The 21,515-nt window shown below is 62.4% G+C and carries 19 protein-coding genes and 1 tRNA gene; 16 read left to right on the top strand and 4 right to left on the bottom strand.

Annotation, left to right across the window (positions count from 1 at the left end):
- The 5 genes from RTI28_RS25805 (at position 1) to RTI28_RS25785 (ending at position 5,304) form a co-directional block, all read left to right on the top strand.
- A complete protein-coding gene (locus RTI28_RS25805) occupies positions 1-1,284 on the top strand; it encodes an arsenic transporter (protein ID WP_316923109.1) in 1,284 nt (427 codons plus the stop codon).
- Between the two features lie 16 nt (positions 1,285-1,300).
- Positions 1,301-1,771, top strand: a complete 471-nt coding sequence (locus RTI28_RS25800) for an arsenate reductase ArsC (RefSeq protein WP_316923108.1) — start codon at positions 1,301-1,303, stop codon at positions 1,769-1,771.
- Between the two features lie 18 nt (positions 1,772-1,789).
- Positions 1,790-2,347, top strand: a complete 558-nt coding sequence (locus RTI28_RS25795) for a helix-turn-helix transcriptional regulator (protein ID WP_316923107.1) — start codon at positions 1,790-1,792, stop codon at positions 2,345-2,347.
- A gap of 83 nt (positions 2,348-2,430) precedes the next feature.
- Entirely contained in the window at positions 2,431-3,009 is a 579-nt protein-coding gene (locus RTI28_RS25790) for an HD domain-containing protein (protein WP_316923106.1), read from the top strand.
- 99 nt (positions 3,010-3,108) lie between these two features.
- Entirely contained in the window at positions 3,109-5,304 is a 2,196-nt protein-coding gene (locus tag RTI28_RS25785; protein ID WP_316923105.1) for an OsmC domain/YcaO domain-containing protein, read from the top strand.
- Positions 5,305-5,397: 93 nt separating this feature from the next.
- Here RTI28_RS25785 and RTI28_RS25780 read toward each other — a convergent pair whose 3' ends face one another.
- Positions 5,398-6,024: a hypothetical protein gene (locus tag RTI28_RS25780; protein ID WP_316923104.1), complete on the bottom strand. Its 627-nt coding sequence runs from the start codon at positions 6,022-6,024 to the stop codon at positions 5,398-5,400.
- Positions 6,025-6,247: 223 nt separating this feature from the next.
- Between RTI28_RS25780 and RTI28_RS25775 the strand changes: the two genes are divergently transcribed.
- The 3 genes from RTI28_RS25775 to RTI28_RS25765 are packed head-to-tail and all read left to right on the top strand — an operon-like array spanning position 6,248 to position 10,050.
- Entirely contained in the window at positions 6,248-7,606 is a 1,359-nt protein-coding gene (locus RTI28_RS25775; protein WP_316923103.1) for a glutamine synthetase family protein, read from the top strand.
- A gap of 48 nt (positions 7,607-7,654) precedes the next feature.
- Positions 7,655-8,740 (top strand): polyamine ABC transporter substrate-binding protein, encoded by a 1,086-nt coding sequence (locus RTI28_RS25770; protein WP_316923102.1) that lies wholly within the window; start codon positions 7,655-7,657, stop codon positions 8,738-8,740.
- Between the two features lie 14 nt (positions 8,741-8,754).
- Positions 8,755-10,050, top strand: a complete 1,296-nt coding sequence (locus RTI28_RS25765; protein ID WP_316923101.1) for an FAD-binding oxidoreductase — start codon at positions 8,755-8,757, stop codon at positions 10,048-10,050.
- A 217-nt stretch (positions 10,051-10,267) separates the two neighbouring features.
- Here RTI28_RS25765 and RTI28_RS25760 read toward each other — a convergent pair whose 3' ends face one another.
- Positions 10,268-11,137 (bottom strand): helix-turn-helix domain-containing protein, encoded by an 870-nt coding sequence (locus RTI28_RS25760; RefSeq protein WP_316923100.1) that lies wholly within the window; start codon positions 11,135-11,137, stop codon positions 10,268-10,270.
- Positions 11,138-11,263: 126 nt separating this feature from the next.
- The gene (locus RTI28_RS25755; protein ID WP_316923099.1) at positions 11,264-11,890 is read right to left on the bottom strand and encodes a LysE family translocator; all 627 of its coding nucleotides are present in this window, start codon (positions 11,888-11,890) and stop codon (positions 11,264-11,266) included.
- Positions 11,891-12,272: 382 nt separating this feature from the next.
- Between RTI28_RS25755 and RTI28_RS25750 the strand changes: the two genes are divergently transcribed.
- Together RTI28_RS25750 and RTI28_RS25745 are read left to right on the top strand one after the other, a co-directional pair.
- Positions 12,273-12,347: transfer RNA gene (locus tag RTI28_RS25750), tRNA-Gln, on the top strand.
- A gap of 305 nt (positions 12,348-12,652) precedes the next feature.
- Positions 12,653-14,359: an amidase gene (locus tag RTI28_RS25745; RefSeq protein ID WP_316923098.1), complete on the top strand. Its 1,707-nt coding sequence runs from the start codon at positions 12,653-12,655 to the stop codon at positions 14,357-14,359.
- Positions 14,360-14,437: 78 nt separating this feature from the next.
- Here the strand turns inward: RTI28_RS25745 and RTI28_RS25740 are convergent, their stop codons facing one another.
- Positions 14,438-16,876, bottom strand: coding sequence for a hypothetical protein (locus RTI28_RS25740; protein WP_316923097.1), 2,439 nt, complete (start codon positions 16,874-16,876; stop codon positions 14,438-14,440).
- A 602-nt stretch (positions 16,877-17,478) separates the two neighbouring features.
- Here RTI28_RS25740 and RTI28_RS25735 point away from each other — a divergent pair.
- The 6 genes from RTI28_RS25735 to RTI28_RS25705 all read left to right on the top strand — a co-directional run bounded on the left by RTI28_RS25735 (position 17,479) and on the right by RTI28_RS25705 (position 21,513).
- Positions 17,479-18,090 carry a PAAR domain-containing protein gene (locus tag RTI28_RS25735; protein ID WP_316923096.1) on the top strand — a complete coding sequence of 204 codons (612 nt, stop codon included), beginning with the start codon at positions 17,479-17,481 and terminating at the stop codon, positions 18,088-18,090.
- A gap of 5 nt (positions 18,091-18,095) precedes the next feature.
- Positions 18,096-19,022: a DUF6402 family protein gene (locus tag RTI28_RS25730; RefSeq protein WP_316923095.1), complete on the top strand. Its 927-nt coding sequence runs from the start codon at positions 18,096-18,098 to the stop codon at positions 19,020-19,022.
- A gap of 498 nt (positions 19,023-19,520) precedes the next feature.
- Positions 19,521-19,949: a hypothetical protein gene (locus tag RTI28_RS25720; protein WP_316923094.1), complete on the top strand. Its 429-nt coding sequence runs from the start codon at positions 19,521-19,523 to the stop codon at positions 19,947-19,949.
- A gap of 128 nt (positions 19,950-20,077) precedes the next feature.
- Positions 20,078-20,488, top strand: coding sequence for a hypothetical protein (locus RTI28_RS25715; RefSeq protein ID WP_410479044.1), 411 nt, complete (start codon positions 20,078-20,080; stop codon positions 20,486-20,488).
- 111 nt (positions 20,489-20,599) lie between these two features.
- The gene (locus RTI28_RS25710) at positions 20,600-21,004 is read left to right on the top strand and encodes a hypothetical protein (protein ID WP_316923155.1); all 405 of its coding nucleotides are present in this window, start codon (positions 20,600-20,602) and stop codon (positions 21,002-21,004) included.
- Positions 21,005-21,084: 80 nt separating this feature from the next.
- Positions 21,085-21,513 (top strand): hypothetical protein, encoded by a 429-nt coding sequence (locus RTI28_RS25705; RefSeq protein WP_316923093.1) that lies wholly within the window; start codon positions 21,085-21,087, stop codon positions 21,511-21,513.
- Positions 21,514-21,515: the final 2 nt, after the last annotated feature.

The following is a 21,515-nucleotide window of genomic DNA, read 5'->3' as shown; positions in this document are numbered from 1 at the left end:
ATGCTGCTCGCCGCCAGCGTCTTTCTCTTCACCCTGGTCCTGGTCATCTGGCAACCCCGCGGTCTGGGCGTGGGCTGGAGCGCCAGCCTCGGCGCCCTGCTCGCCCTGCTCAGCGGCGTGGTGTCGCTGCAGGATATCCCCGCCGTGTGGGCGATCATCTGGAACGCCACCGCCACCTTCATCGCCATCATCATCGTCAGCCTGCTGCTGGACGAGGCCGGCTTCTTCGAATGGGCCGCCCTGCATGTGGCGCGCTGGGCCCGGGGCGACGGGCGCCGGCTGTTCGCCTTCAGCATCCTGCTCGGTGCCGCCGTGTCGGCGCTGTTCGCCAACGATGGCGCGGCGCTGATTCTCACCCCCATCGTCATGTCCATGCTCCTGGCCCTGCGCTTCTCGCCGGCGGCGACCCTGGCCTTCGTCATGGCCGCCGGCTTCGTCGCCGACACCGCCAGCCTGCCGCTGGTGGTGTCGAACCTGGTGAACATCGTTTCCGCCGACTATTTCGGCCTGGGCTTCAACCAGTACGCCGCGGTGATGCTGCCGGTGAACCTGGCCGCAGTAAGCGCCACCCTGCTGGTGCTGTGGCTGTACTTCCGCCGTGATATCCCGCGCAGCTATGCGCTGGACGCGGTCAAGCTGCCGGCCATGGCGATCCGTGACCGCGCCACCTTCCGGGTCGGCTGGCTGGTGCTGCTGGCCTTGCTGGCCGGCCTGTTCATCCTCGAACCGCTGGGCGTTCCGGTCAGCGCGGTGGCCGCCGTCTGCGCCGCGGTGCTGTTCGCCGTTGCCGCCCGCGGGCACGTGATCTCAACCCGCCGCGTGCTGCGCGAGGCGCCCTGGCAGATCGTGGTGTTTTCCCTGGGCATGTACCTGGTGGTGTACGGCCTGCGCAATGCCGGGTTGACCGAATCGCTGACCGGCCTGCTCGACCGCCTCGCCGGCCATGGCCTGTGGGCCGCGACCCTGGGCACCGGGCTGATCGCCGCGCTGCTGTCGTCGGTAATGAACAACCTGCCCAGCGTGCTGATCGGCGCCCTGTCGATCCACGACAGCCAGGCTCACGGCGTGGTCCGCGAGGCGATGATCTACGCCAACGTCATCGGCTGCGACCTCGGGCCCAAGATCACCCCCATCGGCAGCCTCGCCACCCTGCTCTGGCTGCACGTGCTGGCGCGCAAGGGCGTGCGCATCACCTGGGGCTATTACTTCAAGGTGGGCATCCTGCTGACCCTGCCGGTGCTGCTGATCACCCTATCGGCCCTGGCCTTGCGCCTGAGCCTCTGACCTGAGTGGAGTTGTCATGCGAGTCCTGTTCATGTGTACCGCCAACAGTTGCCGCAGCATTCTGTCCGAAGCCCTGTTCAATCACCTGGCGCCGGCCGGATTCGAGGCGGTCAGCGCCGGCAGCTTTCCCCGCGGCACCGTCCTGCCGCGCAGCCTGCTGACCCTCGAGCGCGCTGGCATCGCCACCCGCGGACTGGCGAGCAAGGGCAACGAGGCGTTCGCCGACAACCCGCCGGACATCGTCATCACCGTCTGCGACAATGCGGCCGGCGAGGCCTGTCCGCTCTGGTTCGGGCCGGCGCTGAAGGCCCATTGGGGGCTGGCGGATCCGTCCGAGGTGGACGGCGACGAGGCACAGATCGAGGCGGCCTTCAACGCCACCCTGGCCCGCATCGAGACCCGTTGCCGGGCGTTTTTCGCCTTGCCGTTCGAACGCCTCGACCGCGACGGTATCCAACGTGAGCTGGAACGTATCGCCACCCTCTGAAACGGAGCCGGGAATGCCATGACGCCGCTGCCACTTCGCCCTTGCGCCCTGGGGCCCCTGCTCAAACGCTGGCGCCTGCTGCATCGGGTCAAGCAGAGCCATGCCGCCGAAATGTTCAAGGTCTCCCAGTCGACCATCTCGCGCTGGGAGTCCGGCGTGCAGGAGGCCGAGCCCGAGCAACGCGCGCACATCGAAATGCTCCTGCGCGCCCGCCTTGACAGCGCGGCGGACCAGGCCCTGGCGCGGCTGGTCAACACCAGCGCGCAGCCCGTGCACCTGGTCTGCGACCTCAGCCACCGGCTGCTCGCCTGCTCGCCGTCCCGTGCCGCGCAATTCAGCGTGCCCGTCGGGCAACTGCTGGGGCGCTCGCTGTGGCCCTTCGTCACCGAGCAGATCGCCGCCCAGGAGGCCCGCCTCGACAGCCTCGGCTGGCGCGCTGGCCTCGCGCCGCCGGCGCTGGAGTTCGCCACCGGGGCGAATGCTTCGCTGCTGGTGCCGATCCAGCACAGCCAGTGTCGCTGGACGCGGCTGACCCTGTCGGATGGCTCGATGGCGAGAATGGTCGAGACGCTCTGAGCGCCCACGCATAATTCATGCGTGGACGCTGCCTGCAGGCGCGCGCAGGATGCCCCATCCCGCGCACAAAACAGGCCATCCCCATGAACAGCCAAGGTATCCACGGCAAACTCGCCTTCCTGCGTGAAGCCGAACGTCTCAAAGACGTCCTGCGCAGCGCCCATACCTCCCGCGGCCGGCGCGAGAGCACCGCCGAGCACAGCTGGCGCCTGGCCCTGCTGGCCCTGGTGTTCGCGCAAGACCTCGGCCCCGTCGATATCGCCAAGGTGCTCAAGCTGTGCCTGATCCATGATCTGGGCGAAGCGCTGAGTGGTGACATTCCAGCGGTGGAAGCCCAGGCCCATGGTGACAAGGACGCCAACGAACGCCGGGACCTGCAGACCCTCACCGCGTCCCTGGAGCCGGCGCTGCAGGCCGACTTCCTCGCCCTGTTCGACGAATACCAGGCCGCCGCGACCGCGGAAGCCCAGGCGGTGAAGGCCCTCGACAAGCTGGAAACCATCCTCCAGCACACCCAGGGCGACAACCCGGCGGACTTCGACTACGCCTTCAATCTCGACTACGGCCGGCGCTACACCGACGCCACCCCGTTCCTCGCCGCGCTGCGCGAAATCCTCGACCAGGCGACCCGCGCACGCCTGTGCGCGGCGCGCCCGGGCTGAGCGGCGCCACCCGGCGGCCAGCGGCGAATCAGGACAAGACATCCCGGCGAAAAACCGGATAATGGCCGCCAAATTCGATTCGCCCGCTACGGTACCCGCATGGAAATCAAGGTCAACTTTCTCGACAACCTCCGACTCGAAGCCAAATTCGACGACTTCACGGTGATTGCCGACCAGCCCATCCGCTACAAGGGCGACGGTTCGGCACCCGGGCCGTTCGACTATTTCCTGGCCTCCTCGGCGTTGTGCGCGGCCTATTTCGTCAAGCTGTACTGCCAGACCCGGGACATCCCCACCGACAACATCCGCCTGTCGCAGAACAACATCGTCGACCCGGAAAACCGCTACGCGCAGATCTTCAAGATCCAGGTCGAGCTGCCGGCGGACATCTCCGAGAAGGACCGCCAGGGCATCCTGCGTTCCATCGACCGCTGCACGGTGAAGAAGGTCGTGCAGACCGGCCCCGAGTTCATCATCGAGGAAGTCGACAACCTCGACGCCGACGCCCAGGCCCTGCTGATGCCGAGCCTCGACGCGCAGGGCAGCACGCGCATCCCCGGCAAGGACCTGCCGCTGGAAGAGACCATCGGCAACATGTCGCGGATCCTCGCCGACCTGGGGATGAAGATCGAGATCGCCTCGTGGCGCAACATCGTGCCCAATGTCTGGTCCCTGCACATCCGCGACGCGCAGTCGCCGCTGTGCTTCACCAACGGCAAGGGCGCGAGCAAGGAAAGCGCGCTGGCCTCGGCCCTGGGCGAGTTCATCGAGCGGCTGAACTGCAACTTCTTCTACAACGACCAGTTCTGGGGCGAGGACATCGCCAACGCCGAGTTCGTCCACTACCCGAACGAGCGCTGGTTCAAGCCGGGACGCAAGGACGCCCTGCCGCAGGAGGTCCTCGACGAGTACTGCCTGGCCATCTACAACCCCGATGGCGAGCTGCTCGGCTCGCACCTGTACGACACCAACTCGGGCAATGTCGAGCGCGGCATCTGCTGCCTGCCCTATGTGCGTCAGTCCGACGGCGAGACCGTGTACTTCCCGTCCAACCTGATCGAGAACCTGTACCTGAGCAACGGCATGAGCGCCGGCAACACCCTGGTCGAAGCCCAGGTGCAGTGCCTGTCGGAGATCTTCGAGCGCGCGGTGAAACGGGAAATCCTCGAGGGCGAACTGGCCCTGCCGGACGTGCCGCAGGACGTACTGGCCAAGTACCCGGGCATCCTCGCCGGCATCCAGGGCCTTGAAGAGCAAGGCTTCCCGGTGCTGGTCAAGGATGCGTCGCTGGGCGGCGAGTTCCCGGTGATGTGCGTGACCCTGATGAACCCGCGTACCGGCGGTGTGTTCGCCTCCTTCGGCGCCCACCCGAGCTTCGAGGTGGCGCTGGAGCGCAGCCTGACCGAACTGCTCCAGGGGCGCAGCTTCGAGGGCCTCAACGACCTGCCGCAGCCGACCTTCGAAAGCCATGCGCTGATGGAGCCGAACAACTTCGTCGAGCACTTCATCGATTCCAGCGGCGTGGTCTCGTGGCGCTTCTTCAGCGCCAGATCCGACTTCGAATTCGTCGAGTGGGACTTCTCCGGCCAGGGCGAGGACTCCAACGCCAAGGAAGCCGCGACCCTGTTCGGCATCCTCGAGGGCATGGGCAAAGAGGTCTACATGGCCACCTACGACCACCTCGGCGCGGCGGCCTGCCGCATCCTGGTGCCCGGCTACTCGGAAATCTACCCGGTGGACGACCTGATCTGGGACAACACCAACAAGGCCCTGTTCTTCCGCGAGGACATCCTCAACCTGCACCGCCTGGATGACGATGAACTGGAAAGCCTGCTGGAGCGCCTGCTGGAATCGGAACTGGACGAATACACCGAGATCAAGACCCTGATCGGCATCGAGTTCGACGACAACACGGTATGGGGCCAGCTGACCGTGCTGGAACTGAAGATCCTGATCCAGGTGGCACTGAAGAAGTTCGACGACGCCAAGGAACTGGTGGAGATGTTCCTCCAGTACAACGACAACACCGTCGAGCGCGGGCTGTTCTACCAGGCGCTGAACGTGGTGCTGGAAGTGGAACTGGACAACGAGCTGGAGATGGCCGACTACGAGGTCAATTTCCGTCGCATGTTCGGCGCGGCGCGCATGGATGCAGTGCTCGGCTCGGTGGCCGGCAGCGTGCGCTTCCACGGCCTGACGCCGACCAGCATGAAGCTGGAAGGGCTGGACCGGCACCTGCGCCTGGTGGAGAGCTACAAGAAGCTGCATGCGGCGCGGGCGGCCACTCGGGGCTGACCGCAGCGCCAGGGATCGCGACTCCAGGTGTGATGGCGGCTGCGCCGGCTTTCTCACACCTGCTCGCGCGGCGGTGCCCCAGGCGCCCCCGTGTCACGGGATGTGCGTGTTGGTACTGTCGAACTTCTTGTACTTCCAGGCAAAGCCATCGCGCTGCACCGGGGCGAAGCTCTTGAACCACTCCACCCAGTTGCTCGCCGACGGCACCCACCAGCCCTTGGTGCTGTGGGCCCAATGCGCCAGGCCCAGTTCCGACATCAGGTAGTGACTGTGGCTGACACAGTTCTGGTACTGGGTCGAGCTCCCCACCATGTTCGGCCACAGCGCGGCGTAGGCGGTCTTGGTCTTGGCGAGCTTCTTCTGCAGCTTCTCGTATTTCTTGATGAAGTCGCCGTTGACCCCGATGTAGTAGACATAGGTGGTCGCGCTGCCGGTGGTGCGCGCCCAGCTCTTGCTCGCCAGGCTGCCGCTGTCGAAGACCCAGCCGTCATCGCTGATGCCGGTCAGGGTTATCTGGTTCTTGTGGATCAGGAAGGTGGTGGCATGGCCATCCTCGGCGAGCTTGCCGAGGGTCTTGCCCCAGGTCGACGGGCTGAACAGGCCGAAGCCCTTGCCCACACCGCTCCAGGTGAGAATCGAGTAGCACACGCCGAAGACGCCTTTCGCCCCGGAAATCGACTCCAGGCTGGACTTGAGGTGCGTCCCTTTTCGTTCGGTCATCTGATCATTCCTTTAATCGTGGCTGGGGATAACCGCAAAAGCGTGTAAACGCTAGAACACCAATGCCGAATGCGCCAGGCCACCGGGCACTCGCAACGACCAGCCTGCGCCCATTCCTGCGGAAAACGGATAGAACCCCTGCCCGCCTCTGGCCAAGACTAGGCTCGACGCCCACCGGTGCCTGCCGGTCGCGTGCCTTCCAACCAACCCGCTAGAGGTTTGCATGAACACCCCCGCGCATCAGCTGAGCACCTGGCTGAAGCAACACCAGATCACCGAAGTCGAATGCATCGTCAGCGACCTTACCGGCATTGCCCGCGGCAAGATCTCTCCCACCAACAAGTTTCTCGGCGAAGGCGGCATGCGCCTGCCGGAAAGCGTGCTGCTGCAGACCGTCACCGGCGACTTCGTCGAGGACGACATCTACTACGACCTGCTCGACGAGGCGGACATCGACATGTTCTGCCGCCCTGATCCCGAGGCGATCTTCCTGGTGCCCTGGGCCATCGAACCCACCGCGATGGTGATTCATGACACCTACGACAAGCGCGGCAACCCCGTCGAGCTGTCGCCGCGCAACGTGCTCAAGCGTGTCCTGCGCCTGTATGCGCAGAAAGGCTGGACGCCGATCGTCGCGCCGGAAATGGAGTTCTACCTGACCAAGCGCAGCAGCGACCCGGACTTTCCCCTGGAAGCCCCGATCGGCCGTTCGGGCCGTCCGGAAAGCGGCCGGCAGAGCTTCTCCATCGACGCCGCCAACGAATTCGACCCGCTGTTCGAGGATGTCTACGACTGGTGCGAAGCCCAGGGCCTGGACCTCGACACGCTGATCCACGAAGACGGCCCGGCGCAGATGGAGATCAACTTCCGTCACGGCGACGCCCTGAGCCTGGCCGACCAGATCACCGTGTTCAAGCGCACCATGCGCGAGGCGGCGCTCAAGCACAACGTCGCGGCGACCTTCATGGCCAAGCCGATCACCGACGAGCCGGGCAGCGCCATGCACATCCACCAGAGCGTGGTGGACAGCGAATCCGGGCAGAACATCTTCGTCAATGAAGACGGCAGCATGAGCGCGCTGTTCCTCAACTATATCGGCGGCCTGCAGAAGTACATTCCCAAGGTGCTGCCGATGTTCGCGCCGAACGTCAACTCGTTCCGCCGCTTCCTGCCCGACACCTCGGCCCCGGTCAACGTCGAGTGGGGCGAAGAGAACCGCACCGCCGGCCTGCGCGTGCCGCCGTCCGAACCCCAGGCCATGCGTGTGGAGAACCGCCTGCCCGGCGCCGACGCCAACCCCTACCTGGCCATCGCCGCCAGCCTGCTCTGCGGCTACCTGGGCATGGTCGAGCGGATCGAGCCGAGCGCGCCGGTCCAGGGCCGCGCCTACGAGCGACGCAACCTGCGCCTGCCGATCACCATCGAGGACGCCCTCGCCGCCATGGAGAACTGCGAAGTGCTGGAGCAGTACCTGGGGCGCAAGTTCGTCCAGGGCTATGTGGCGGTGAAACGCACCGAGCACGAGAACTTCAAGCGGGTGATCAGTTCGTGGGAACGGGAGTTCCTGCTGCTCAGCGTCTGATGCGCCCAGCGCGCCATACACAATAAAAACGGATGGACAGGAGCCGACATGAAACTGTTGAAACGTCTTGCACCCTTCGCCTTGCTGGCGCTGCCGCTGGCAGCCGTCGCGCAGCCCAGCGTCAGCATCTACAACTGGACCGACTACATCGCCCCGGACACCCTCGCAGGGTTCCAGAACGCCACCGGGATCAAGCCGGTGTATGACGTCTTCGACTCCAACGAGACCCTGGAAGGCAAGTTGCTGGCGGGCAAGACCGGCTACGACGTGGTCGTGCCGTCCAACCACTTCCTGACCCGCCAGGTGGACGCCGGGGTGTTCCTCGAACTGGACCGCAGCAAGCTGCCGAACTGGAAGCACATGGATCCGGCGCTGCTCAAGCTGCTCGAACAGAACGACCCCGGCAACCGCCACTCGGTGCCCTACCTGTGGGGCACCAACGGCATCGGCTACAACGTCGACAAGGTCAAGCAAGTGCTGGGCATCGAGCATATCGACTCCTGGGCCACCCTCTACGAACCGGAAAACCTGAAGAAGCTGCAGGCCTGCGGGGTGGCCTTCATGGACTCCGCCGACGAGCTGATCCCGTCGATCCTCAACTACCTGGGGCTCGATCCCAACAGCACCAACGCCGCCGACTACGCCAAGGCCGAAGCACGCCTGCTGGAGCTGCGGCCCTACGTGACCTACTTCCACTCCTCGAAGTACATCTCGGACCTGGCCAACGGCAACATCTGCGTGGCCTTCGGCTTCTCCGGCGACGTGCTGCAGGCGGCCAACCGGGCCCGCGAGGCCGGCAACGGAGTGAAGATCGCCTACAGCATTCCCAAGGAAGGCAGCAACCTGTGGTTCGACCTGATCGCCATTCCCGCCGACGCGAAGAATCCCGACCAGGCCCTGGCCTTCATCAACTACGTGCTGGAGCCCAAGGTCATCGCCGGGATCAGCGACTATGTCGGCTACCCGAATGCCAACGCCGATTCCAGGCCATTCATCGACCCTGAAACCCTGAACAACCCCGAGGTCTACCCGCCCCAGGCGGTGCTGGACAAGCTGTACATCTCCAGGGCGCCGTCGCCGAAGATCATGCGGCTGATGACCCGCAGCTGGAGCAAGGTCAAGTTCAACCAATGAAGCGGGAAGCTGCCATGATTCGAAACGCTGAGCATGCGGCGTCCTACTACGCCGCCACCGCCCGCGACAGCCAGCCCTGGCCGGCGCTCGACGGCGAGATCCGCGCCGACGTGTGCGTGGTCGGTGGCGGCCTGACCGGGGTCAACACCGCCCTGGAGCTGGCCCTGCGCGGCCACTCCGTGGTCCTCCTGGAGGCCCGGCGCATCGGCTGGGGCGCCAGCGGGCGCAACGGCGGGCAGTTGATCCGCGGCATAGGCCACGATGTCAGCGGCTTCGGCAAGTATGTCGGCGAGGACGGTGTGCGTTATCTGCAACGGGTCGGGGTGGAGTCGGTGACCCTGGTCGCCGAACGCATCGCCGAGTTCGGCATCGACTGCGACCTGCGCTGGGGCTTCTGCGAACTGGCCAACACCCCGGCGCAGTTCACCGCCCTGCGCGCCGAGCACGACGAGCTGGCAGCCTCCGGCTACGCCCACCCCACCGAACTGGTGGCGCCGCAGCACATGCACCAGGTGGTGGCCAGCGACTGCTATGCCGGTGGCCTGATCGACATGGGCTCGGGGCATCTGCACCCGCTCGACCTGGTCACCGGCGAAGCCCGCGCGGCCAGCCAGCGGGGCGTGAGGATCTTCGAGCAGAGCCCGGTGCTGCGCATCGAGCATGGCAAGGAGGTGGTCCTGCACTGCGCCCGCGGTCGGGTCCGTGCCGATACCCTGGTGCTGGGCTGCAACGCCCACCTCGACGAGCTGGAGCCGCGCCTCACCGGCAAGGTGCTGCCGGCGGGCAGCTATGTGATCGTCACCGAGCCGTTGTCCGAGGAGGTGGCCGCGCAACTGATTCCGCGGAACCTGGCGCTGTGCGACCAGAAGGTCGGGCTGGACTACTACCGCCTGACCGCGGACCGGCGCCTGCTGTTCGGTGGCGCCTGTCATTACTCGGGCACCGACCCCAGGGATATCGGCGCCTACATGCGGCCGAAGATGCTCAAGGTGTTCCCGCAACTGGCCAATGTGCGTATCGACTACCAGTGGGGCGGGATGATCGGCATCACCGCCAACCGCTTCCCCCAGGTCGGGCGGCTGGCGCAACACCCGAACGTGTATTTCGCCCAGGGCTATTCCGGGCATGGGCTGAATGTCACGCACTGGAGCGCGAAGCTGCTGGCGGAGGCGATTTCCGTTGGCCAGAGCAAGGGACTGGATGTGTTCAGCGCGGTGCCGCACCTGACTTTCCCGGGCGGCAAGCTGCTGCGCTCGCCGTTGCTGGCGTTGGGGATGTTCTGGTATCGGCTGCGGGAGGCGCTGGGCTAGGGGCTGGCTCGCCCACAAACGACCGTAGGAGCTGGCTTGTCGTGTGACGAACCACTGCGAAGGACCGCAAAGCGGTCCCGGTTCCAGATCTACAGCCAGGCCTAACGGCCATCTGCCAACTGCAGATTGGGAACCGGGACCGCTGCGCGGTCCTTCGCAGTGGTTCGTCACACGACAAGCCAGCTCCTACAGTCGTGTGGGGCAAGCGAGTGAAAGGTCATCCCCGCTTCAAGGTCGCCTTCGGATACTCCCCGAACAACCCATGGTAGGCCTGGGAAAACCGCCCCAGGTGCCAGAACGACCAGCGCATCGCCACCTCGGCCACGGTGACCTGCGCCGGGTCCGCCGCCAGCAGGTCGCGCCGCGCCGCATTCAGCCGGCGATTGCGCAACCACACCGTCGGCGGCATGTCGGCATAACGCACGAACGACTGCTGCAGATGACGCACCGACACCCCCGCCGCATCCGCCAGGTCCTGCACACCGAAGCTGTCCTGCGGGCAGTCGTTGACCACTTCCTTGACCCGCTCCACCACGCGCCGCGCATGACACTCGGCACGCCCGCGCGCACCGACCTCCATGGCCTCGTCGAGCAACTGGAAACAGCCGTCGGCAAGTTGCCGGGCGAACCCGGGCGCCTGCACATCGACATGGCCCTGCAGCGCCTGCGCCAGCACGCCACACAGCGAACTGGCGAAATCGCTGCAGCCCGCGGGGCGCAAAGGCTGAAGCACCAGTTGGCGGAACTCGCCAGCGGAACGGTTCCAGGCCGCCGGCTGTTTCAGCACCACCGCGACCTCCCGGTAGTTCTCCGGGGTGACCCAGGCATTACGGGTCTGGCCATCGAGCAGGTAGAGGGCGTTGTCGCTCATGTCGAAGCTGAACACCAGGGCGTCGGCCGGGGCATGGAATTCCTGCTCGACCCGCAGGTTCATGCGCTCCTCGTAAAGCTCGACGGCATCGCTCTCGGCATGCACCAGGCGCCCGTGGAAGCGCCCGGCGGACATCTGCGTGTACTGCTCCTGCCAGCCCGGCAGGGCCACGCGGTGTTCGTTCACCTCGTGGGCTTCCAGTACCTTGATCGTCATGCACGCACCCCGGATATTTATTCGAATTCTGTTCCGTTGCTCGCCCCGCGCCAGGCAGGGCCAAACGCCGTCAAGAATAATAAACAGGGATGAGCCGAGTCAAAGCGCCGATGATGATCGGCGCGGTTATTTCTGGCTCAGCGCAACCACGGAAACCCCGGAGGCGACGAAGGTCACCCCGGCGCCGATATTGAGGCCGTTGACCACCCGCGGACGATTGCGAATGGCGTTGGTCAGGCTGGTGGCGAACACCCCCATCAGGGCGAAGCCCACTGCGGTCAGCACGGCGAACCACAGGCCATAGACGAACATCTGCGTGGTGACCGAACCCAGCTGCGGATTGACGAACTGCGGGATGAAAGCCAACACGAACAGCCCAGGCTTGGGGTTCAGCGCCGCGGAGAGGAAGCCGGTGAGAAAGATGCTGCGCAGCGGCTGGCGGGCCGCCGGGGCGAAGTTGATCAGGTTGCGCGAGCGCAGCACCTTGATTCCCAGCCACAGCAGGTAGCCCGCGCCGATCAGCTTGACCACCCAGAACGCCACGGCCGAGGTCTGCATCAACAGGGTCAGGCCCAGGGCCGCGGTGGTGGTGTGGAACAGGATCCCCGCGCCGGATGCCACCCCGGAGACGATCGCCGCCAGGCGGCCCTGGCTCAGGCCACGGCCGATGGCCAGGAGGTTGTCGGGACCGGGGGAGATCACCAGCAGCAGGCAGGCGGCGGTGTAGGTCAACCAGGTATCCAGGGGGAACATTGCGACTCCTTCAGCGCGGGAAACATCCATTGTTGTCCGCCGACTGTACCTCATGTGCTGTAGGACATGCTTGCGAGGTGATCACGGTCTATCGCCTCGCGCGCAGGGGATAATTCCGCCAATCCGCGGACGCTGGGCGCCAATGGAAGCCGATCCGCAGAGGCCCGTGTTGGGCCGGCCAGGCGGCACTGCGCGGGACCGACAGCACGCCCGCAAACTAAGTCGCTGTTTTAAAACCTGTTTTTTTGCAAAAAAGGCTTCACAGACGTAACAAATATTGTTAAATTGCCGCCCATCCCGCGACGAACCCCAGTGTTCACGGCGAAATCGCTTTCACCGGCAGCGGGATTCTGCATCAGGATGATCCTTCATCCGTCGCAACAGGGGCGTCGCCAAGCGGTAAGGCAGCAGGTTTTGATCCTGCCATGCGTTGGTTCGAATCCAGCCGCCCCTGCCATTTTCTCTCTTCTCGTTCATCTCCCCTCCTCTGCTTCCAGTGCCTTGGCACAGGGCGAACCACTGTTCATATTTTTCTACACGCTCACCGGCTAAAGTGCTGGTCATCGGCTATTTCATTGGGTTTGCGTCACGCCCCATTCCCTTGTTGAGCGCCAAGTGTTAAAAATATCACCCGCTTTAGGCCAAGCCGTTGTGTAAAACCACACAACGGGGTATCCAACGAGAAAACAATTTGAAAAGCGTGATGTCCCTGCGTGAGGGAATCCTCTTCCCTGTTACCTGTCAGCCACCGGAGCAAGCTGCATGATCGAGGTCACCGAAGTTTCCATTGCCCAACTGCGTGCCGCGCTCGAGTCCGGCCAGACCACGGCGGTCGAGCTGGTCGAGGCCTACCTTGCCCGGATCGATGCCTACGATGGCGCCGACACCGCCACCGCCCTGAACGCCGTGGTGGTGCGCAACCCCGAGGCACTCAAGGAAGCCGCAGCCTCCGATGCCCGTCGCGCCCGTGGCGAAACCCTCGGCCCGCTGGACGGTATTCCCTACACCGCCAAGGACAGCTATCTGGTCAAGGGTCTGACCGCCGCCTCCGGCAGCCCGGCCTTCGCCGAGCTGGTGGCCTACCGCGACGCCTTCACCATCGAGCGCCTGCGCGCCGCCGGGGCAATCTGCCTGGGCAAGACCAATATGCCGCCCATGGCCAACGGCGGCATGCAGCGCGGCGTCTATGGCCGCGCGGAAAGCCCGTACAACGCCGCCTACCTGACCGCGCCGTTCGCCTCCGGCTCCTCCAACGGCGCCGGCACCGCCACCGCCGCCAGCTTCTCCGCCTTCGGCCTGGCCGAGGAAACCTGGTCCAGCGGTCGCGGCCCGGCGTCGAACAATGGCCTGTGCGCCTACACCCCGTCGCGCGGGGTGATCTCGGTGCGTGGCAACTGGCCCCTGACGCCGACCATGGACGTGGTGGTGCCTTACGCCCGGACCATGGCCGACCTGCTGGAAGTGCTCGAGGTGGTGGTCGCCGAAGACCCCGACCCCCGCGGCGACCTGTGGCGCCTGCAACCCTGGGTGCCGATCCCCAGCGTCAGTTCCGTGCGCCCGGCCTCCTACGCCGAACTGGCGGTGGGCGCCAGCGCCCTGGCCGGCAAGCGCCTGGGTGTGCCGAAGATGTACATCAATGCCGATGACGCCGCCGGTACCTCGGAGCAGCCGGGCATCGGCGGCCCGACCGGGCAGCGCATCAACACCCGGGCGTCGGTGATCGACCTGTGGAAACAGGCGCGTGCCGCGCTGGAAGCGGCCGGTGCCGAAGTGGTCGAGGTGGACTTCCCGCTGGTGTCGAACTGCGAGGGCGACCGTCCGGGCGCGCCGACCGTGTTCAACCGCGGCATCGTTTCCAGGGAGTTCCTCCACCATGAACTGTGGGACCTGACCGCCTGGGCCTTCGACGACTTCCTGCGGGCCAACGGCGATCCAAAGCTGAACCGCCTGGTGGACGTCGACGGACCGAAGATCTTCCCCCACGATCCGGGCACCCTGCCCAACCGCGAGGGCGACCTGGCCGCGGGCATGGACGAGTACGTGAAGATGGCCGAGCGCGGCATCACCCCGTGGAACGAGATTGCGACCGTGCCGGACGGCCTGCGTGGCCTGGAGCAGACCCGCAAGCAGGACCTGGAAGACTGGCTGGACGCGCAGGGCCTGGACGCCGTGCTCTTCCCCACCGTGGCCGACGTTGGCCCGGCGGACGCCGACGTCAACCCGGAGTCGGCGGATATCGCCTGGAGCAACGGCATCTGGGTGGCCAACGGCAACCTGGCGATCCGTCACCTCGGTGTGCCGACCGTCACCGTGCCGATGGGCGTGATGGCCGATATCGGCATGCCGGTGGGCCTGACCTTCGCCGGCAAGGCCTATGACGACGCCAACCTGCTGAAGCTGGGGGCGGCGTTCGAAGCCACCGGCAATCGGCGGATGATCCCGCCGCGCACCCCGGTGCTGGGCAAGTAAGCCTCACAGCACTTCGCACTGCCGTAACCTGAACCCGGCTGCACAGGCGCAGCCGGGCCAAGGGAGGACTCACCCGGCTCAGTAGATGCCCCTGGCAGCCAGCTCCAATGCCTCGAAGGGCAACTCGCGCCACATCGGAATGCCCTGCACCGTGCAACTGCGCGCGGTGTCGTAACCCACCGGAATGAAGCCGATACTGCAGTTCTGGCCGTACTTGCCATTCACCACCCGCGCCTGCCTGGCCATGTTCAAGACAGTGTCCGCGGCGCCCGGATTTTCCACGCAGAACCCGATACCGCCGAAAACATAGCCTTCGGGCACATTCATTTCGGTGAGTGCCTCATCCGGCGAGAGGTCGTCCGACAATGCAGGCATCAACTCCTCCCAGGCGATGCTGGTTCGGTAACCGCTGCCGATCACGTACTCCAGCGGCGCGATCGTATAGGTCTGGTAGGACGGCGAGCCAAAGATCTCGAGATGCGCGATCACCGCCCAGCCGGCCGTGGCAGTGACGGGGGGTGCCGGTACGGCGGGTCCGCCTCCGGGCTGACCGATACAGGTTGCCTCGGAACCGCTGAGGTAGGACGCCGGGTAAAGATTGTTGAAGTACGTCGCCATGACGAACTTCGGTTTCTTGTCGATCACGCGAATGATCGGTATGAAGCGCTGGCACTTCTCGGCCAGGAAGGACTTGTCGACAGACGCCGTGGTCGGCTGCAGGCGCCGCGCCGGAAACGGAAGGTTGCGTTGCAGAAATGGCGCCTGGTCATCATGCAGCAGATGGAAGTACTTCGACGGCAACGCATCGCCATACGGGATGTGGTCGTTGTGCACGTTGAGTGCAAAACCGAAAGGCGCCTTCGACAGAATGTCGAAATGCTCCAGGAAGTAACGGTTGAGGATGTACAGGTCAGGATCCTGCTTGTTGCGCTCGTCCACCATGTTGCCGAACTCTGCCTTCAAGCTGGCAAAGAACCCGCGGTGCAGGTTATCCAGGTGCGTCGACGTGAATCCTTGTGCATCGAGCATCGATGCCTTGATGGCATTGCGCGATGTTGTCGCGTAGGTCTTAACCAGATTGGCGAACTTGCCGGCATTGGCACCCTCCAGCGCGCTGCCGCGAATCGCCTGGGGCAGGTCCTTGATGTAGTTGAGATACTGCGCGATCAGCTGCTGCATCATCACGAAGGTCTGTTCCTTCACCACATTGATGCCGGTCTGGGTGAGCATGTCGGTCCTGATCCGCAGCGCCGGGAAGAAATCCTCGTAGCGGGAGAACTCCATGCCGCTGACCGCATACCCGCCCAGATCGAAATCGTCGGCGGCGCCTTGCTCGTTGCCGGCACGCTCCCCGGAGGGCGGTGCGCTGGACGATACGAAGGACGCCGGGGCCGGCAGCGCCGCGTCCTTGTGCCCTAGCGCGAAGGCATCGGCGGCGATGCGGCTGGCCCTGGCCGAGCCGAGAGACTTTTGCAGGTCCTGCTGCGCGTCCTCGACCTGGCGTGCCCGTTTGCTCTGGTCAAAGCCCATGAATGTTTCGAGCGAGTCGACAGTGCCGCCATTTTGTTCAAGATGATTTTTTACTTTCAGGTAATCAACCAGATCCTTGGCGTTGCTGATGCGCAGTTTCATTTCAGGCAGAACCGGCGGCTGGGTCGGCAACGGCACCAGGGAAATATCCGGGGCCTTGGCCGAGGTCGACGGGTAGGTGATGTTTTCAGGCGGGGCCGCCAGCAATACATCGATGCCCTTGCCGGTGTAGTTGTCGATCACGCTCTTGACCCAGTTCAGGGCCGGACTGTCAGCCGGGAGACCAAAGGCCGAGGAGCGCAATTCCCCACCGGAACGGGCACTGTTGACGCTGCGTGCATACTCCGCGCTGGCGCTGGCAGCGGAGAACGGGCCATTGATGGAAAAACTGCCGCCCCATTTCTGGCTGCTGCTTTCCTGATGCGAACGGTAGCTGAACTCCAGCGAACCGCTGGCAAAACTGGTCAGTTTGATTTTGCTGACGAAACCGTCGCCAAAGTTCATGCGGAACTTCTGTTGCGCCTCTAACCATTGATAGATATCGGCCGCCTCGGTAATTGCCTTGTAGTCGTCCTGAAACTTCTCTGTCGAACATTGGTACAACTGCTGGGCGGTGGCGCTCTGCAGCAGAACGATTTCCAGCCCGGACACTTCATAGATGACATCGAGGGTCATGCCGGAGGACGTACTCGCATCTCCCGCGGCCTGGTCGGTATGAAACCCGAGTTCGGTATTGCAGATAAGCGATTTGATCTTGAGCTTGGCGTCGACGCTGGTACTCCAGCTGCTGGCATCCGCACTGCCGAAGGTGTTGGCGATGGTTGTCATGCGCGCAACCGGCGTGTTCGACGTCAACAGACCCAATGCCTTGAGCTTGCCCATTTCGAACGCTCGCATGGTCGGCGCGAGCTCCCGGGTCAAGTAGTCTATGGTGCTGCCAATCCGGACATGACCATAGTCATCGGGAAACGATATTTCTTTACTCATGACTTGCTCCCTCCAAGGAGACTGCCATCTGGATACCGAAAAAATTCGGGCAACCACCAGTGATGCCACAATGATGGCACGCGCACTAAATCAGTATCCGCGCCCCCTGTCAAAGGCAGCAGTGACACGCTCCTTCAGGGCAGCTCTCATACCTCCCAGCGTTGAATAAAGTCTGCGTACTTAGTAGTGGCGGATATGAACGTGCAGCGAACGTCGAAAAACCTGAAACACGCCAGGTCCTGAGCAGTCCGACAGGTTTACCAGCGACAGGTCATATCCGCCGTCACCCTCCTCTCCGTCCCCAACCGACATCCGACCGTGGCAAAACACCGCGCCACGCAGTTCTTGTCCGTCAGGTTCTTCACGTTCACTGTGCCTTGAGCCCATCCCGTTGCGGACCGACCTTGCCGCCTGCGGAAATCATCCCCGAAAGAGAATCCTTTTCCCCTGCTCTATCAGATCATTCCTACTTAATTCCCTGAGCCAACCCCTCATCCTCGGCCCGGTTCGCCTGTCATGCCTTCAGACACAAGGAAAGGTCATTGCAGGTCATCGCTCGTACTCCTGTACGAGCCAACCGACCAATATGAGGAAAGACCACAATGGCACAGAAGGGCTTTTTCCTTCGCCAGGGCGACAAGACCAGTTGCGGCGGCCTGATCACCGGCTCCGACACTCAGATCCTGATGTACGGCATCGCCCATGCCCGCCAGGGTGATGCCGTCACCTGTGGCGTCACCGGCAAGAGCTACACGATTCAGGGTGGCGTGTGGTGGATCACCAGCAATGGCATCCCCGTGGCGGGCACGCTGGACAGCGTCAGCGGCTGCCCGTGCCGGGCCAGGCTGTATCACACCCACACGCACAGTACCTATGTGGGCAGGGCGCCTGAACCCTCGGCATCACCTGCGCGATCTTCCTTTGCCCCAAGCGGTCGATCCGCAGCGCCTTCCGCCCCCAGCCCGGCCTCGACGCCGCAAAGCGTGCCCCCGCCAGGCAGCCCGGAGGCCATCACCCGGTCGTGTGGCGGCGCCATCCAGCTCATCAACCAGCACGGCACAGCCTGTGCGACGCACGACTACCTGCTGCTGCACCACGGCAAGCCCGTCGGCCAGAGCCGGCTCAACGACGAAGGCTACAGCCATATCTGCGAAAGCACCGAGCCTGTCCGCCTGCAACTCGCTACCAGCGCCCCGTCGCCTGTCCTGGAGTGATCGCCATGTCCCTGAAAGATTTCCAGCAAACCACCGCACTGGGGCCGGACGCCCTGTTCCTCCTGGAAAACGCCACGCTCGACACCCGGCCCGGGCGCTACCACGAGCCCAAGCAGATCGTGATCAATGCACTGCCCCTGACCAAGGTGCCGGTGGCGATGAGGAAGATGGGCTGGCATACCTCGGCTGCGTTGATGCAGCGGTGGTTCGATAGTCCGGGGTGGCAGATGCCGGAGGCGTGGAAGCAGACACAAACCCAACCTGATCCAGCGCATCTGAATAATGCTCAGTGCGATGAACATATTGTGAAAATGGACTGGGCAATGAATTTCCAACGCTGTAGAGAGGCCGTAGCAGTTGCCGAATCAAGATTGTCGACTCCAAATACTGCAAAGCGATTGAAGGTCCAACTCGAAAAGGCAGGATGGCGCAATGAGGCTTCGTTCAAGCTAGGATCAACAGATATGACAGCCAAAGAGATGGATGGCGTATCGCAGGTTAACTTCTCGCGACTAGGTGATGAGTTTGACGTATTGGATGACATGTACGGCGCACTCGGTTTTTCCACTGTAAAAATTGGAGTCGTAGGAAAGACATTTAACGTAGAGGACCCTATCACAGGAAACACAAAGCCACATTTCAAAATCGAGCACATCGGCCTATATATCAGAGACAACTACGAATTTAACGGCTTCCAGTTTTTAGGCATATGGACTGCGGACCGGGTTTTGACCAAGGCAGAAATGCTGAGAGCAGCGCTACCCAGTGGACAGTCAATTTACAAATGGTCAACTGATGCAATTGCTCTAGTGGAAAACGATGATTTCCGGAAATACCGGAACAAAACCGCCATGGGTGGTGACTATGTCCTGTACTCTGACATTCTGTGGAAAAAAATCGACAAAATCGTTGATTTGAGTATCGTCTCTTGAACCGGCTCTTCAGAATTACCTCCATACTCGCGATCGTAACATCCGGGCTCTGGCTAGCATCTGAATGGTGGGAAAAGCACTTGGCTCCGGCAGTTTCCTCTCCAGTGATTAGCCCAAACGGCTGTTATCGTCTAGAGACATTCAAACCACTCTGGTTACTTCCCAATATATTCCACAGAAAAGCTGACCCAAACGAAGGTACGAAACCCGAGTGGCCACCAGGGTGGGAATACCCTGGATTTTTCCGTCTATTTGACAACCGCAGTGGAGAGCTTCTTGGGGAAAGCGGAATATACGATCTGGAACAAGCCGGTGGTTCCATCGATTGGGGAGTTACCGGGAGCGTTTACGTGGGAATGATTTTTGTCGGTCCGAATGCAAAGGACTGCATTTTCGACAGGCCTACCCAAGACGATTGAATCTCACGACATGCCTTTAAATCTGTCCTGCACCACGCAGCCAGGTTTGAGGGCAATGCTCAGGTCAAAGTGTGGAAAATTGAACAAGAAATTTCTGACAACCCTCTCGGCATGCATTTCCTTAGTCGGACTCTGGTTCGCCTCCGAGTGGTGGGAGAAAGGTCTTGCCTCTCCATGGGGAGAGGCAAAGATAAGCCCGGATGGATGCTCACGAGTACAGGCCTTCAAACCGTTCTGGTTACTGCCTGACAAACTACATCGTGAGTTTGCACCTAATGAAAACGGCAAGGCCGAGTGGTTCCCCACTTGGGAACTACCCGGTTTCTACCGGTTGTACAACCACCACACCAACCTACTGATAGGAGAAACGGTAATCTACGATTTGGCGTTTTCCGGTGGCCGTTTGAGTTGGCATCGTTCCGGCGATGTATACGTCGGCTTGACTTACCTCGGCAAGGCTGCCTCCAACTGCCTCGAAAAACAGCCTGACAGCCCAAGCAATCTGTAGGTGGACTGCCACTGGCTCACCAGCAACCTCAACCCGGCCAAGCGAAACGCAGCCGGATTTGAGTTATCAAACACAGGGAGCACCGGATCATACTCATAACAATTAAAAAGCTAAAAAAACACCTCCGAATAACTCTTTTGGTCAGCGCCCCCGTAGCCGTTATATGGAGCGCATCTCAATGGTGGGAAAAAGGACTTGCGACCCATCTTGCCTCTCCCACCATCAGCCCCAACGGCTGCTATCGCGTTGAGAGATTCAAACCGTTCTGGGTATTGCCGGACATGTTTCATCGAGAACCTGACCCCAACGGCGACGTCGAACCTTATTGGTTTCCATCGTGGGAATACCCCGGCTTTTATCGTCTTTATGACAATCGAACCGGAGCCCTTCTTGGCGAAAGTGAAATCTATGACCTTGCCTATGCGAGTGGGCGTTTGACTTGGGGGCTAGGATCGGGCCGGGTTTATGCCGGGATGATCAACTTGGGACCGAACGTACCGGACTGCATTGGAGATCAGCCGGGGCGGAATGATCCGTAGCACAGGCTCCGATCTCATGGGAGGTGACCATGCCCTATATTCTGACATCCGGTGGCAGAGACTCGACAACGTCATTGACATGGAAGAACCATCTTGAACTTGACTTGGAAAATGGCACCCATTCTAGCCATTGTCGTGCCCGGCCTGTGGTTCGCGTCCGAATGGTGGGAAAAGTCTTTGGCAAGTCCTTTGGGCAGCCCCGTCGTCAGCCCAAACGGCTGTTATCGCCTTGAGACATTCAAACCACTCTGGTTACTTCCAAAAATCCTCCACAGGAAGGCTGACCCAAATGAAGACATCGAACCCCAGTGGCTACCCTGGTGGGAATATCCGGGGTTCTATCGCCTGTTCGACAACCGCAGTGGACAACTTCTTGGCGAAAGCAACATCTATGATCTGGAGCAAGCCAGTGGCGACATAGATTGGGGAGTTACCGGTAGTGTTTACGTGGGAATGATTTTTGTCGGTCCGAATGCAAAGGACTGCATTTTCGACAGGCCTACCCAAGACGATTGAATCTCACAATATGCCTTCAAATCTGTCCTGCACCACGCAGCCAGTTTTGAGGGCAATGGCTCATGTCAAAGTGTGAAACATTGAAAAAGAAATTTCTGGCAACCCTCTCGGCATGCATTTCCTTAGTCGGACTCTGGTTCGCCTCCGAATGGTGGGAAAAAGGTCTCGCCTCTTCCCTGGGCGACTCCGAACTGAGTCCAAACGGATGCTCTCGCCTCGAAACGTTCAAGCCGTTCTGGCTGCTACCCGACTTTTTTCACCCTGAAGCTGCACCCAACGACGATGGCGAGGTTCATTGGTTTCGCGGTTGGGAAATGCCCGGTTTCTACCGTCTATATGGCACCTTCAACGGCCAGCTCATTGGCGAAACCGTGATTTACGACCTGGCATTTTCCGGAGGTCGCTTGAGTTGGGACCGTGGCGGCGGTGTCTGGGTAGGAATGACCTATGTAGGCCCAAGCATCCGCGACTGTATCGGTGCCAAACCGCAGAAGAGGAGCGATCCCTGACC

This window comes from Pseudomonas sp. zfem002 (assembly GCF_032621685.1).
Lineage (GTDB): Bacteria > Pseudomonadota > Gammaproteobacteria > Pseudomonadales > Pseudomonadaceae > Aquipseudomonas > Aquipseudomonas japonica.
Note: the sequence above shows the minus strand (reverse complement) of the source record. Positions and strands in the feature narration are given on the sequence as shown.